The 12,637-nt window shown below is 71.1% G+C and carries 14 protein-coding genes; 4 read left to right on the forward strand and 10 right to left on the reverse strand.

Features of this window, described 5'->3' with window-relative positions:
• Positions 1 to 10: 10 nt before the first annotated feature.
• The 3 genes from ACGFYY_RS10250 to ACGFYY_RS10260 all read right to left on the reverse strand — a co-directional run bounded on the left by ACGFYY_RS10250 (position 11) and on the right by ACGFYY_RS10260 (position 1,614).
• Positions 11 to 439 (reverse strand): DCC1-like thiol-disulfide oxidoreductase family protein, encoded by a 429-nt coding sequence (locus ACGFYY_RS10250; protein WP_365272801.1) that lies wholly within the window; start codon positions 437 to 439, stop codon positions 11 to 13.
• 3 nt (positions 440 to 442) lie between these two features.
• Complete coding sequence (locus ACGFYY_RS10255) at positions 443 to 847, reverse strand: hypothetical protein (protein ID WP_150258867.1); 405 nt, start codon at positions 845 to 847, stop codon at positions 443 to 445.
• An 80-nt stretch (positions 848 to 927) separates the two neighbouring features.
• On the reverse strand, positions 928 to 1,614 hold the full coding sequence (locus tag ACGFYY_RS10260) for a DUF998 domain-containing protein (RefSeq protein WP_393708113.1): 687 nt from the start codon (positions 1,612 to 1,614) through the stop codon (positions 928 to 930).
• A gap of 143 nt (positions 1,615 to 1,757) precedes the next feature.
• Between ACGFYY_RS10260 and ACGFYY_RS10265 the strand changes: the two genes are divergently transcribed.
• Together ACGFYY_RS10265 and ACGFYY_RS10270 are read left to right on the forward strand one after the other, a co-directional pair.
• Positions 1,758 to 2,081, forward strand: coding sequence for a YciI family protein (locus tag ACGFYY_RS10265; RefSeq protein ID WP_393708115.1), 324 nt, complete (start codon positions 1,758 to 1,760; stop codon positions 2,079 to 2,081).
• An 80-nt stretch (positions 2,082 to 2,161) separates the two neighbouring features.
• Complete coding sequence (locus tag ACGFYY_RS10270) at positions 2,162 to 4,153, forward strand: DUF6596 domain-containing protein (RefSeq protein WP_393708117.1); 1,992 nt, start codon at positions 2,162 to 2,164, stop codon at positions 4,151 to 4,153.
• Here ACGFYY_RS10270 and ACGFYY_RS10275 read toward each other — a convergent pair.
• The 7 genes from ACGFYY_RS10275 to ACGFYY_RS10305 all read right to left on the reverse strand — a co-directional run bounded on the left by ACGFYY_RS10275 (position 4,129) and on the right by ACGFYY_RS10305 (position 10,220).
• A complete protein-coding gene (locus ACGFYY_RS10275; RefSeq protein ID WP_365272804.1) occupies positions 4,129 to 4,689 on the reverse strand; it encodes a hypothetical protein in 561 nt (186 codons plus the stop codon). The two genes, ACGFYY_RS10270 and ACGFYY_RS10275, sit on opposite strands and share 25 nt — an antisense overlap.
• A gap of 55 nt (positions 4,690 to 4,744) precedes the next feature.
• On the reverse strand, positions 4,745 to 5,863 hold the full coding sequence (locus ACGFYY_RS10280) for a serine hydrolase domain-containing protein (RefSeq protein WP_393708120.1): 1,119 nt from the start codon (positions 5,861 to 5,863) through the stop codon (positions 4,745 to 4,747).
• A 296-nt stretch (positions 5,864 to 6,159) separates the two neighbouring features.
• Positions 6,160 to 6,918 (reverse strand): succinate dehydrogenase iron-sulfur subunit, encoded by a 759-nt coding sequence (locus tag ACGFYY_RS10285; RefSeq protein WP_136229770.1) that lies wholly within the window; start codon positions 6,916 to 6,918, stop codon positions 6,160 to 6,162.
• The gene (gene sdhA / locus ACGFYY_RS10290) at positions 6,918 to 8,672 is read right to left on the reverse strand and encodes a succinate dehydrogenase flavoprotein subunit (protein WP_365272810.1); all 1,755 of its coding nucleotides are present in this window, start codon (positions 8,670 to 8,672) and stop codon (positions 6,918 to 6,920) included. The genes ACGFYY_RS10285 and sdhA overlap by 1 nt, the downstream gene beginning before the upstream one ends.
• A gap of 23 nt (positions 8,673 to 8,695) precedes the next feature.
• Positions 8,696 to 9,178 carry a succinate dehydrogenase hydrophobic membrane anchor subunit gene (locus ACGFYY_RS10295; RefSeq protein ID WP_109784026.1) on the reverse strand — a complete coding sequence of 161 codons (483 nt, stop codon included), beginning with the start codon at positions 9,176 to 9,178 and terminating at the stop codon, positions 8,696 to 8,698.
• Between the two features lie 5 nt (positions 9,179 to 9,183).
• Positions 9,184 to 9,564: a succinate dehydrogenase, cytochrome b556 subunit gene (sdhC, locus tag ACGFYY_RS10300; protein ID WP_365272814.1), complete on the reverse strand. Its 381-nt coding sequence runs from the start codon at positions 9,562 to 9,564 to the stop codon at positions 9,184 to 9,186.
• Positions 9,565 to 9,716: 152 nt separating this feature from the next.
• Entirely contained in the window at positions 9,717 to 10,220 is a 504-nt protein-coding gene (locus tag ACGFYY_RS10305) for a 2-oxo-4-hydroxy-4-carboxy-5-ureidoimidazoline decarboxylase (RefSeq protein WP_393708124.1), read from the reverse strand.
• A 469-nt stretch (positions 10,221 to 10,689) separates the two neighbouring features.
• Here ACGFYY_RS10305 and ACGFYY_RS10310 point away from each other — a divergent pair, with 469 nt between their 5' ends.
• Together ACGFYY_RS10310 and ACGFYY_RS10315 are read left to right on the forward strand one after the other, a co-directional pair.
• The gene (locus ACGFYY_RS10310) at positions 10,690 to 11,433 is read left to right on the forward strand and encodes an RNA polymerase sigma factor (protein WP_365272869.1); all 744 of its coding nucleotides are present in this window, start codon (positions 10,690 to 10,692) and stop codon (positions 11,431 to 11,433) included.
• Positions 11,433 to 12,476 (forward strand): hypothetical protein, encoded by a 1,044-nt coding sequence (locus ACGFYY_RS10315; RefSeq protein WP_393708126.1) that lies wholly within the window; start codon positions 11,433 to 11,435, stop codon positions 12,474 to 12,476. Before ACGFYY_RS10310 ends, ACGFYY_RS10315 begins: the two co-directional genes overlap by 1 nt.
• Positions 12,477 to 12,637: the final 161 nt, after the last annotated feature.

Consider the following 12,637-nt stretch of genomic DNA (forward strand, 5'->3'; position numbering starts at 1 on the left):
GTGTATGAGCCTATCGGGGGACGGGGCACTGGTCGTCACAGGCCGGTCCCTCGGCGCCCTCGGGGCGACCCTCGGTACGCACGGCCTGCCGCCAGGCGGAGGCCGTATGCATGGCCGCCCGGGCGAAGGGCCGGCCGGCCGGGGTGGCCAGCCAGTTCGCCTTCGGCCGGTGCTCGGCCAGCGCCCACAGACACACGATGAAGGCGTCCGTCCCGGTCCACACCTGCCCCGAGTCCCCGATGACGGTGATCTCCCGGAGCGTCGAGGGGTGGTCGAGCCGGGGGAACCGCCGGTGCGCCTCCCAGGACCCGGCGGGTACGAGGGCGAGCGGGACGAGCCACCGCTGCGCGAGCAGCCAGTGCCGGATGTGGACGCAGAGCGGGCAGTCGGCGTCGTAGAGGACGGTCAGGCGCCGGACGGCGGCGGTGGCGGTCGGCACGGCTCAGGCCCCGACCGGCGCGGTCCACGCCTGCGGCGGGACGGGCGGGGTCTGCTGGCGCTCCATGATCCCCCGGCGGCGCATCTTGTTCAGCACCCACACGTTCCCGAGGTGCATGACCCCGAGGACCAGCAGGACGACGCCGAGCTTGACCGAGAGCGCCTCGAAGAGGGCCCGGGGGGTCAGGATCTCCTCGCTCGACCGGAGGTAGAGGGTGACGAAGCCGATGTTCACGAGGTAGAAGCCGACCACCAGGAGCTGGTTGACCGCGTCGGCGAGCTTCTCGTTCCCGTGCAGGACGTCGCCGATGAAGACGCGGCCGTTACGGCTGAGGGTGCGCGCCACCCAGACGGTGAGGGCGATGCTGATGAGCAGGTAGATGACGTACGTGACGACGGTGAGGTCCATTGTCCCCAGCCCCTTTGAACGTGTTCAAACTGCTGACAGGGATGACTGTAGGCCTCTTTTTGAACAAGTTCAAGCTATGTTCAGCGGGCACCGCGCAGCCGCGCCGCCGCCAGGGAGAGCGCGAGCATCGCGGTGATGACCCCGACGGCCAGCGTGAGCGTGCCGGCCGGGCCGCCGCCCATGGCCCAGCCGTTGCCGAGCAGCAGGGCCGTGCCGCCGACGCGGGAGAGCAGCGCGTACCGGCGGTCGCCGGCGCGGCCGAAGTGGCGACCCAGGACGAAGCAGGCGGCGATCAGGGCGAGGAAGGTGATCGACCCGGCGGCGAAGTGGGCGTAGCTGTGCCAGGTGAGGGCGGCCGGTTGCCCGTGAGGGGTGCCGACCGGGAAGCCGTCGGCCGGGTCCATGACGAACACCCCCGCGGCGATCATGCCGAACCCGGCGACGCGTACCAGTCGCGGCACCCACGTGCCTCCGGGGGCGCCGAGCAGGGCCCGTCGCAGGCCCGTCGCCCCCAGGGCGAGCAGGGTTCCGACGACCAGGAAGTCGGTGATCTGGAGCCACCCCAGGGATCCGTTGCTCAGCGCGCTCAACGGGTGGCGGGTGATGTCGAAGCCCTCGCGCAGAGCCGCCTGGGACAGGGCGACGGCCGCCCACACAGGGGTCGCCACGACCGCACAGGCGAGCAGGGAGCGGGTGGCTGTCCGGGTGTCGGTCCGGGTGTCGGTCCCGGTACGGGGGCGGGACGTGGGGGAGGAGGTGGTGGTCATGGTGGATGCCTCTCGGGTCGGTCTTTCCGGTTCTCGCCGACACGTCGATCCGCGAATGTGACAGGGAACGGCGACCGTTCCCTGTCACATCTCCTTGTTCGACGTGTTGTCGCAAGCACCGCACGACCGACGAGAGGGACCCCATGCGCTACCTGATGACGACCCGGCCTTCCGACACCGCTCCCGACGAGAACCTGTACGCCGAGATGGGCCGGTTCATCGAGGAGCTGTCCGCGGCCGGCGTCCTGCTGGCGACCGGCGGCCTGGAGCCGGGCGGGGTCCTGGTGACCTCGCTCGGCGACGAGATCACCGTGACGGACGGGCCGTTCACCGAGGCCAAGGAGGCCGTGGCAGGCTTCGCGCTGATCGAGGTCCGCTCCCGGGAGGAGGCCGTCGAACTGGCCCGCCGCTTCCGCGGGATCGTCGGTGACGGCGAGAGCGTGGTCCAGCAGGTCTTCGGCCCCTGACCCGCGGGCGCCGCCGCACCCGTACGGAATGCCCGGCCCCGGCTTGCGTACGAGCCGGGGCCGGTGCTGTGATCGTGCCCGTGCCGGACACCCATCGCACGATCGACGCCGTCTGGAAGCTGGAGTCCGCGAAGATCATCGCCGGGCTCACGCGGATGGTCCACGACGTCGGCCTCGCCGAGGAACTGGCCCAGGACGCACTCGTCGCCGCACTCGAACAGTGGCCCGTCTCCGGAATCCCCGACAACCCCGGCGCCTGGCTGACGACCACCGCCAAGCGACGGGCCGTCGACCACATCCGACGCGACCGGCGGCTGACGCACAAGCAGGAGCAACTCGCCCACGAGCTGGAACAGCACCGGGAACCCGAACAGGACGACGTCCTACGGCTGATGCTCATCTCCTGCCACCCCGTCCTGCCGACCGAGGCCCGGGCCGCGCTGACCCTCCGGCTGCTCGGCGGCCTGACGGCCGAGGAGATCGCCCGCGCCTTCCTCGTCACCGGAAGCGTGATCGCCCAGCGCATCGCCGCCGCCAAGCGGACCCTGGCCGAGCGGCGCGTGCCCTTCGACCTGCCCGACGAGGGAGAGTTGACCGGACGCCTCTCGTCCGTCCTGGAGGTCATCTACCTGATCTTCAACGAGGGCTACTCGGCGACCTCGGGCGACGATCTGATGCGACCCGGGCTCTGCCTCGAAGCCCTGCGGCTGGGCCGGCTGCTGGCGGAACTCGCGCCGCAGGAGGCCGAGGCCCACGCGCTCGTGGCCCTGATGGAGATCCAGGCCTCCCGCTCGGCCGCGCGCACCGGCCCGTCGGGTGAACCCGTACAGCTGCACGAGCAGAACCGCGGACGCTGGGACCAACTGCTCATCCGACGCGGGTTCACCGCGATGCTGCGCGCCCGTCAGGTCGGCGGTACGTCGCCGGGCCCGTACCTCCTCCAGGCGGCGATAGCCGTGTGCCACGCCCAGGCCCCCACCGCCGAGGACACCGACTGGGTCCGGATCGCAGGCCTGTACGAGGCCCTGGCGCGGCTGCTGCCGACCCCGGTCGTCCAACTCAACCGGGCCGTGTCGCTCGGGATGGCCCACGGGCCCCAGGCCGGCCTGGACCTGGTCGACTCCCTGCTCGCCGATCCCGCACTGCGTGACTACCACCTGCTCCCGAGCGTCAGGGGTGACCTGCTGGCGCGCCTCGACCGGCGGCACGAGGCGCGGCTGGAGTTCCACCGGGCGGCCGCCCTCACCCGCAACGCCGCCGAGCGCGCGTTCCTGGAGCGGCGCGCGGACGCCGTCACCGACACGGTCCCGGCCGGTCCCACGCTCGGGGAGGCCGCTCGCGCCTTCCTCGCCCGCGACGAGCCGGCCGCGGCGACGGTCCGCTCCTACGAACAGACCCTGCGGCGGCTGTGCCTGACCCTCGGCGACCGGCACCCCTTGGCCTCCCTGACCGCCGACCAGGTGGCGGGCGTCTTCGCGACGGCCTGGGGCGGGGCGGCGGCCAGGACCTGGAACCGGCACCGCTCGGCCGTGCGGTCCTTCGGCTCCTGGGCCCGCCTGGACGACCTCGCGGCGGAACTGGAGCGGCGCCCGGAGACCGCTTCCCCGGCGCCGACGCCGGACCCCGCCCGGCTCGACACGCTCTGGGACGACCCGGACCTGCCGCTGCGCGAACGCACGCTGTGGCGGCTCCTGCACGAGTCGGGGGCCGCCGTGAAGACGGTCCTCTCACTGAACGTCGAGGACCTGGACTTGGAGGACCGGCGTGCCCCGGCCGGCCGCACCTGGGTGAGCTGGCGCGCGGGAACCGCACGCCTGCTGCCCGCGCTGCTGGCGGGTCGGACCCGGGGACCGGTGTTCCTCTCCGAGCGGCGGCCCGGACCGGGCCGGACACCCGCACCCGCCGACCTGTGTCCGCAGACGGGCCGGCGCCGGCTCTCCTACGAGCGGGCCGAGTACCTCTTCAAAGAGGCCACCCGGCCCCTGGACCCGACGGCCGGCGGCTACACGCTGGGCCGGCTCAGGGGCCGCCCGGCGGAGCGCACGCCTCACATGCTCAGCGAGCGCGCGTAGTTGAGCTGCCCCATCACCCACTGGTAGGTGTACGCGTCCACCGCCGGGATCATCGTGGAGTGGTGGCGGCCGCCGCTGGTGACCGTGACCTGGATGTAGCCGGTGGTGGTCTTCTGCTTCATCAACAGGAAGAGCAGGCCGAGCAGGCAGAAGAGGAAGAAGATGATCGCCAGCACGATCGCGTGCGGCGGGATCTTCTCCTCGGTGCGCGAGAAGTCGGTCGCGTTCCACATCGCGCCCCTGAGCGGCATGTTGCCCGAGGGGGTGATGATCTGGTCCCCGGCCACGGTGATGTCACCGAGGGACAGACCGGCTCCGCCGACCGGGGCGGGAGCGTTGTACGCGGGGGCCGGGATGCCCGCGCCGCCGATGGTCGGCTGGTAGGCCGGGGGCGCCGGGTAGGGCTGCGGGTAGCCGTAACTGGCCTCGCCGGGCCCCCACCTGTAGTCGCCCTGGTCGGGGGTCGCGGGCATCCCGGGCTGACCGCCCTGGCCGGCGGGGTCGCTCGTGTACGGATTCGGCTGCTGCTCGCTCATGCCGTCGATCCTTCCACAGGGACTTGCGCCCCGTCCCCCCGGTCCCGCAACCAGGTCAGAGCGCCGCGCCCACCAGCGACATGAGGTGTCGACGCGTCAACTCGCGGTCCCTGCTTGCCGGAAGAAGGGAGTAGACGACCGTGCGCCGCCCACCCTCGGTGGCGAACACCCCGCTCGTGGAACGGCCCATGGAGCCGGTCTTGCCCCAGACCACCGTGCCGTCGATCTCGCTCCGCAGCAGCCCGCCCGCGCTGAAACGGTCCACCGCGCCCTCGGAGAGCGCCGGCATGGCGAACAACTCCCGCTGCTGGGCCGGCCTGAGCAGCCGGCCGCGCATCAGGTGGGTCATGAAGCGTTCCAGGTCCGGGGCGTTGGAGACCATGCCGCCCTCCGCCCAGGCCCACGGCTCGATCTCGTCGCCGTCGGCGAGCACCGGCCCGGGGACGGAGCGGTCCCCGGGCTTCGGGGAGTACGTGTGGCGCAGCCCGAGCGGGCGGGCGATGCGGCGCTGGACCTCGTCGGCGTAGGAGCGGCCGGTGACCTTCTCGACGACCATGCCGAGGAGGAAGTGGTTGACGCCGTTGTACTGCTGCGCGCGCACCGGGTACCGGGGCGCGGCGCACCTCGGATCGGTCCAGTGGGCGACGACCTGCGCCGGGGTCGGGGCCTCACCCGGCCCGAAGGCGACGCAGGGCTCCTGGATGCCGCTGGTGTGGCTCAGGAGCTGCCCGACGGTGATCGGCTTCCAGTGTGCCGGGAGGGTCCCCGGGAGCAGCTCCTGGACCGGTGTGGCCAGGGTGAAGCGGTCCTCGCCGACGAGTTGCAGGACCAGGGTGGAGGTGAACAGCTTCGTGATGCTGCCGATCCGGAAGTTCGCGGCGGGGTCCTGCGACAGCGGGCCCGTGGCCCGGGTCCAGGTGGGGCCCGTCCCGCCGACCCGGACCAGGGTGCCGCTCGCCATCGGGCCGGGCTCCATCAGTGCGGTCAGGGCGGCGGTGTCGACCGGGTGGTGCCCGCGGACGGTGCCGGTCACCGGTGCGGCATGCGGCTCGGCCGCCGAGGCCGGCAGGACGGCTCCGACGGTGACGGACGCGAGGGCCGCGCCGGTGAGGACCAGAGTGGTCCAGCGGGCCGGGCGGGCGGTGGCGGGCGCTGCGTACGGGGTCTTCGTCATGCCCACGAGTCTGCTGCGGTGAAGATCGACCGGCCATGAGGGAAGCCCCCCACCGGACCCTGAGGGGTCCCTGACCGCCGTCGGGGGCGAGCGCACCCTGAACGGCTACGCGCTGCGGGCGCCGCGCCGCATCGACCCGCGGCGGCGGACCGACCCGGCGTTGAAGGCGTTCGAGCGCAACGGCTTCCTGGTCAGGCTCGTCGCGCCGGTGGGCGGCTGATGGCCGGAAGGGAACGGCGAAGGCCCCGCCCCCGGACGAACCGGGGACGGGGCCCTCGCACACACGGACCGGAAGGTCAGAAGCGGCGCGTGATCAGCGCACGCTTGACTTCCTGGATCGCCTTCGTGACCTCGATGCCACGCGGGCACGCGTCGGTGCAGTTGAAGGTCGTGCGGCAGCGCCACACACCGTCCTTGTCGTTCAGGATCTCCAGCCGCTGCTCGCCGGCCTCGTCACGCGAGTCGAAGATGAAGCGGTGCGCGTTGACGATCGCCGCCGGGCCGAAGTACTGGCCGTCGTTCCAGAACACCGGGCACGAGGACGTGCACGCGGCGCACAGGATGCACTTGGTGGTGTCGTCGAAGCGCTCGCGGTCCTCGGCGGACTGCAGACGCTCACGCGTCGGCTCGTTGCCCTTGGTGACCAGGAACGGCATCACGTCGCGATACGCCTGGAAGAAGGGCTCCATGTCGACGACAAGGTCCTTCATCACCGTGAGGCCCTTGATGGCCTCGACGGTGATCGGCTTCTCCGGGTTGATGTCCTTGATCAGCGTCTTGCAGGCGAGCCTGTTCTTGCCGTTGATCCGCATCGCGTCGGAGCCGCAGATGCCGTGCGCGCACGAGCGGCGGAAGGTCAGCGTGCCGTCGAGGTCCCACTTGATCTTGTGGAGACCGTCGAGCACGCGCTCCTTCGGGTCGATCTCGACCTGGAAGTCCTGCCAGACCGACTCGTCCGAGATCTCCGGGTTGAACCGGCGGATCCGGAAGGTGACCGTGATGAACGGCGAGGCCGCGGCCGCGGCCTCCATCTTGTCCAGGGTGGGGGTGGCCATCAGTACTTACGCTCCATCGGCTGGTAGCGGGTGACGACGACGGGCTTGTAGTCCAGCCGGACGGAGTCCTTGCCGTCGTCGCCGACCTCGCGGTACGCCATGGTGTGGCGCATGAAGTTGACGTCGTCGCGGTTCGGGTAGTCCTCGCGGTAGTGACCGCCGCGGGACTCCTTGCGCGCCAGCGCGGACACGGCCATGACCTCGGCCAGGTCGAGCAGGTTGCCCAGCTCGATGGCCTCCAGCAGGTCCGTGTTGAAGCGCTTGCCCTTGTCCTGGACGGACACGTTCTTGTAGCGCTCGCGCAGCTCCGCGATCTTCTCGACCGCGGTCTTGATGGTCTGCTCCGTACGGAACACCATCACGCACGCGTCCATCGTCTCCTGGAGCTCCAGACGCAGTTCGGCGACCCGCTCGTTGCCCGTGGAGTTGCGCAGGCGCTCGACCTGGTCCGCGACGAGCTGCGCCGGGTTCTCCGGGAGCTCGACGAAGTCGTTCTCCTGGGAGTACTTCGCGGCGGCGATGCCGGAGCGCTTGCCGAAGACGTTGATGTCCAGCAGCGAGTTGGTGCCCAGGCGGTTCGCGCCGTGCACCGACACGCACGCGACCTCGCCGGCCGCGTACAGGCCCGGGACGACGGTGGTGTTGTCCGCCAGGACCTCACCCTCGACGTTCGTCGGGATGCCGCCCATCGCGTAGTGCGCGGTGGGCTGGATCGGGATCGGGTCCGTGTACGGCTCGATGCCCAGGTAGGTGCGCGCGAACTCGGTGATGTCCGGGAGCTTCGCGTCGAGCTGCTCCGGCGGCAGGTGCGTCAGGTCCAGGTACACGTGGTCACCGGCCGGACCGCAGCCGCGGCCCTCACGGATCTCGGTGTAGATGGAGCGCGAGACGACGTCACGGGACGCGAGGTCCTTCATGACCGGCGCGTACTTCTCCATGAAGCGCTCGCCGTCCTTGTTGCGGAGGATGCCGCCCTCACCGCGGGCGCCCTCCGTCAGCAGGATGCCCATGCGCCAGATGCCCGTCGGGTGGAACTGGAAGAACTCCATGTCCTCCAGCGGCAGGCCGCGGCGGTAGCAGGCCGCCTGGCCGTCACCCGTGAGGGTGTGCGCGTTGGAGGTCACCTTGAAGAACTTGCCGGTGCCGCCGGAGGCGTAGATGACGGCCTTGGCCTGGAACACGTGGATCTCGCCGGTGGCGAGCTCGTACGCGACCACACCGGCCGACTTCTTGACGCCGTCCTCCTCGACCAGGAGCTGGTCCAGGACGTAGAACTCGTTGAAGAACTCCACGCCCTCCTTGACGCAGTTCTGGTACAGCGTCTGGAGGATCATGTGACCGGTGCGGTCCGCGGCGTAGCAGGACCGGCGGACCGGCGCCTCGCCGTGGTTGCGGGAGTGGCCGCCGAAGCGGCGCTGGTCGATGGTGCCGTCCGGGGTGCGGTTGAACGGCAGGCCCATCTTCTCCAGGTCGAGGACCGCGTCGATGGCCTCCTTCGCCAGGATCTCGGCGGCGTCCTGGTCGACCAGGTAGTCACCACCCTTGACCGTGTCGAAGGTGTGCCACTCCCAGTTGTCCTCCTCCACGTTGGCCAGCGCGGCGGCCATGCCGCCCTGCGCGGCGCCCGTGTGGGAGCGGGTGGGGTAGAGCTTCGTCAGCACCGCGGTGCGGCTGCGCTTCGTCGACTCGATGGCGGCGCGCATGCCCGCGCCACCCGCGCCGACGATGACGGTGTCGTACTTGTGGATCTTCATTGGTTTCGCCTCAGCCCCGTTGCCTAGCGGATGTTCGGGTCGAAGGTGAAGATCACCAGCGTGCCCAGAAGGATGGTGAACACCGTGGCGGTGTAGAGCAGGCCCTTCAGCCACAGCCGCGTGTTGGCACGCTCCGCGTAGTCGTTGATGACGGTACGCAGACCGTTGGCGCCGTGCAGCATGGCCAGCCACAACATCAGCAGGTCCCAGACCTGCCAGAACGGGGAAGCCCAGCGGCCGGCCACGAAGGCGAAACCGATCTTGGACACGCCGCCGTCGAGCACCAGCTGGATCAGCAGGTGGCCGATGACCAGGACGACGAGCACGATGCCCGAGAGGCGCATGAAGAGCCACGCGACCATCTCGAAGTTCCCGCGGGTCGAGCGCGGGGTCTTGCCGGTCCGCTTGCGCGGGGCCTCGATGTAAGGCGCCGGGTTCTCGACGTCGTAGAGGGACACGCCCTCCACGTCACCGACGCCCTTTTCGAAAGAAGTGTCAGAAGACATGCGTGTCACTTCCCGAACAGTTCAAGGTAGGCGTGGCCCAGGACGGGGTAGAGAGCCCCGACCATCAGCACGATCCAGACGCCCACGACGGTCCAGAGCATCTGCTTCTGGTAGCGCGGGCCCTTGGACCAGAAGTCCACGGCGATGACACGGAGACCGTTGAGCGCGTGGAACAGGATGGCGGCGACGAGGCCGTATTCCAGCAGCGCGACGATCGGAGTCTTGTAGGTAGCCACGACATCGTCGTACGCCTCGGGGGAGACGCGGACGAGAGCGGTGTCGAGGACGTGTACGAACAGGAAGAAGAAAATGAGGACGCCGGTGACTCGATGAGCCACCCAGGACCACATTCCTTCCCGGCCGCGGTACAACGTTCCAGCCGGCACGGAAAACCCTCCGGAAGCGGGGCGGGGGCCAGCCGGCTTCTTTGTCGGTCGGGCCCGGCCGGGTACGGTCCTCCGGCCCCGGACATCGTAGCGACGCTTTGTCGGTTCCCTTGCGCGGGGGCCATCGGTGTGATCAAACAGGCACGTACGGGCTATCCCACAGGGGCGAATAGCCCGATTTCCGTGGCAGTCAGCCCATCCGGCGAGGTCAGCCGGCGTGTCAGATCCCGGAGCCGGGCCTGCGCGACACGCCGTAGCTCGTCCGAGGAGATCGAGCGCTCCTCGTCGACCTCGTGGCCCATCCGGCGGCGGATCGCGCCCAACAGCTGGTCGGCCTGCTCCTCCGGCGGGTGTCCGTCGAGGCAGATCACGAAGGCGTGGCCGAACTTCCGTTCGTACTCCGCGTGGGCCGCGTCGAGGGCCAGCAGGGCGGCGTACGAAGCCCCGTGGTCCAGTTCGGCCGAGCGCTCCGCGGCCAACGCCTCGGTCAGATCGCCCTGCGAGAGGTCGTACGAGGCCTCGTCCGCGGCGGCGAGCAGGGCGCCGGGATCCGGGTAGGGGCGGTGCGCCGCCACCCGGTGCGCCCACCGCCGGCTCCCGCAGCACTGCAGCAGGACGGCCTGGGCGACATCGGGGGACAGGGCGTTGAACCGCATCAGTCCGAAGCCGTGCGAAGGATCGGAACGTCCCCCGGCTCCGGTCCGGGAGGTGCGCCCTGGGGCCTGTGCCGGAAGGTGGCTGGACAGCAGGGGGCTCCTCGGGGCGCGGCGGGGGTGTACCGCCACGCTATCGACGCAGGGCAGGCTGTGGCGTACCGATACGGGGATTTCACCCGGAAGTGAGCCGAAAGGATGACGTGAGCGTCACGGGCAGGCATGGTGAGGGGCCTGGGAAGGGGAGGGCGACCGAGGCCGCCACCCCCCACAGGAGAGGCCCCGGTCGCCATCCGTCACGGGCTCGTGCGACAAGCCCGTACCCATGTCAGCGCCTCGGGTGCGTTTTGTGTCACACCTCGCTCCGCACAGGATTGGTTGCACGTTGTATCACTCGTGGACGAGAGGTGCTTGAAAGCCGTAACGTGCTGATTTGCGCCACACGTACAGGACAGTGAACGGGTTGGGGACTTTGCTGGGGGACGACGCGGAGCTGACCGCCGCGGTGCTCGCGGCACAGGACGGCGACGAGAACGCGTTCCGTGCTGTGTACCGCGCCGTGCACCCACGGCTGCTCGGGTACGTACGCACGCTCGTCGGGGACGGCGACGCGGAAGACGTGACCTCCGAAGCCTGGCTGCAGATCGCCCGCGACCTCGACTCCTTCACCGGCGACGCCGACCGCTTCCGTGGCTGGGCGGCCCGCATCGCCCGCAACCGCGCCCTCGACCACATCCGCATGCGCGGCCGCCGCCCCGCCATCGGGGGCGACGACACCGAGCTGACGAGCTGGGCCGCCGAGAGCGACACCGCGGGCGCGGCCATGGAGGCCCTCTCCACCGGCCGGACCATGGCGCTCATCGCGCAGCTTCCGCAGGACCAGGCCGAGGCCGTCGTCCTACGGGTCGTGGTCGGCCTGGACGCCAAGAGCGCGGCCGAGACCCTGGGCAAGCGGCCCGGCGCCGTACGGACCGCGGCCCACCGGGGCCTGAAGAAGCTGGCCGAGCTGCTCGGCCCCGAGGGCGGCTCCGCGCCGGACCCGGACACCGGCTCGGATCCGGGCGCGGCGGTCGGCCATAATGCCCGTGGCCAGGCCTGGGGCGCCGGAGGCGGGAGGGATCTCGACGCCGTACCCGCGCAACGCGGCCGAGGCGGGGGCTTCGTAGAACAAACCGGTGTGACGGATTCACGTTGGCGGACGCAGAAGGACATGTGATGGCCGACGAGCGCAACAGGTGGCTGGACGAAGCCGCTGCGGAAAAACTGCTGCGCGGCGAACCGGTGGAACCTGTGGGGCCGGCCGCCGATCAGCGTGCCCGCGAGGAGGCGGCCCGGCTCCGTGCTGCCCTGGACGTCCTGGGTGGCGTGAACGCGCCGCTGCCCGCGGGCGCGGAACTGCCCGGTGAGGCCGCCGCGGTGGCCGCCTTCCGTACGGCCCGCGGCGGCACGCGCCCGGTCGCGGCGCCCGGCGTGGCGGCCGACGCGGCGGCCCCGTCCGACGAACCCCTGGTCGATCTCGGCCGCATCGTTCCCGTGCCCGCCCCCCGGCGTCGCCGCGCCGTGAGCTTCGGCCTGGCGGCGGCCCTGGCCAGTGTCGCCGTGGGCGGACTGGCCGCCGCGGCGGGCGCCGGGCTGTTGGAGCGGTCCCGGGTCGACAGCGCGGGACCCGGTCCGGCGATGTCCGTGAGCGCCGGCGAGGACCCGGCTCCGGGCATCGGCAGCGGAGCGCCGAGCGCCGGTCCGAAGCCGACCCTCACCCCGCAGCCGAATGGCTCGAATCCGACGTCCGCCACGGGGACGGCGCAGCCGCCCGGTACGGACGGGCGCGCCGCGACACCCGGGACCGGCGCGGGCGCCGGCGCCTCAGCGGGTTCCTCGGCGACGGCCGGCGCGGGCAAGGACGTGCAGGGCGGCACCGGCGCCACGGGTGGTATCGGTGGCAAGGACATCGACCGGGACACCTTCGGCGGCGGCACCACGGGCGGCAAGGACCGCGACCGCGACGGTGAGACCCGTCTCAAGGTCGCCGACCTCTGCACGGAGTTCAAGGCGGGTCGGCTCGACGAGGCGCGCCGCGAACGGCTCTCGCGTCTGGCCAACGGACTCACCCGGATCCCGGACTACTGCAAGTCGGTGCTCGACGACGGAGGCGCCGGCGGCAAGCGCAGCGACACCCAGCTGGGGGGCGGGACGCTCCGGGCCCCGACCCTGACGCCGACGCTTCCGCGGGGTTCGGTCGACCTGCGCACCGGCCGCTGACACATGTGCTGACCTGCCTGTAACACTTTTCGAACCGGCGGCGCAGTACATATCGAGCCGACTGGTCATCGGCCGCGCATGAGCCGGGGTTCCCCCCGTACCCCTGGGCTCTGCGCAACCGGCGCGGGCGGGGCACGTTCCCCCGGCCCTGCCCGCGCCCA

The sequence above is a fragment of the Streptomyces sp. NPDC048331 genome (assembly GCF_043201215.1).
Lineage (GTDB): Bacteria > Actinomycetota > Actinomycetes > Streptomycetales > Streptomycetaceae > Streptomyces.

Excerpts from the sequence above, each read along its gene's own strand:
- ACGFYY_RS10265 (WP_393708115.1), top strand. The coding sequence starts at position 1,758 with ATGCGCTACCTGATGACGACCCGGCCTTCCGACACCGCTCCCGACGAG.
- ACGFYY_RS10285 (WP_136229770.1), bottom strand. The coding sequence starts at position 6,918 with ATGGCCACCCCCACCCTGGACAAGATGGAGGCCGCGGCCGCGGCCTCG.
- ACGFYY_RS10260 (WP_393708113.1), bottom strand. The coding sequence starts at position 1,614 with ATGACCACCACCTCCTCCCCCACGTCCCGCCCCCGTACCGGGACCGAC.
- ACGFYY_RS10280 (WP_393708120.1), bottom strand. The coding sequence starts at position 5,863 with ATGACGAAGACCCCGTACGCAGCGCCCGCCACCGCCCGCCCGGCCCGC.
- ACGFYY_RS10275 (WP_365272804.1), bottom strand. The coding sequence starts at position 4,689 with ATGAGCGAGCAGCAGCCGAATCCGTACACGAGCGACCCCGCCGGCCAG.
- ACGFYY_RS10295 (WP_109784026.1), bottom strand. The coding sequence starts at position 9,178 with ATGTCTTCTGACACTTCTTTCGAAAAGGGCGTCGGTGACGTGGAGGGC.
- ACGFYY_RS10255 (WP_150258867.1), bottom strand. The coding sequence starts at position 847 with ATGGACCTCACCGTCGTCACGTACGTCATCTACCTGCTCATCAGCATC.
- ACGFYY_RS10315 (WP_393708126.1), top strand. The coding sequence starts at position 11,433 with ATGGCCGACGAGCGCAACAGGTGGCTGGACGAAGCCGCTGCGGAAAAA.
- sdhA (WP_365272810.1), bottom strand. The coding sequence starts at position 8,672 with ATGAAGATCCACAAGTACGACACCGTCATCGTCGGCGCGGGTGGCGCG.
- ACGFYY_RS10305 (WP_393708124.1), bottom strand. The coding sequence starts at position 10,220 with ATGCGGTTCAACGCCCTGTCCCCCGATGTCGCCCAGGCCGTCCTGCTG.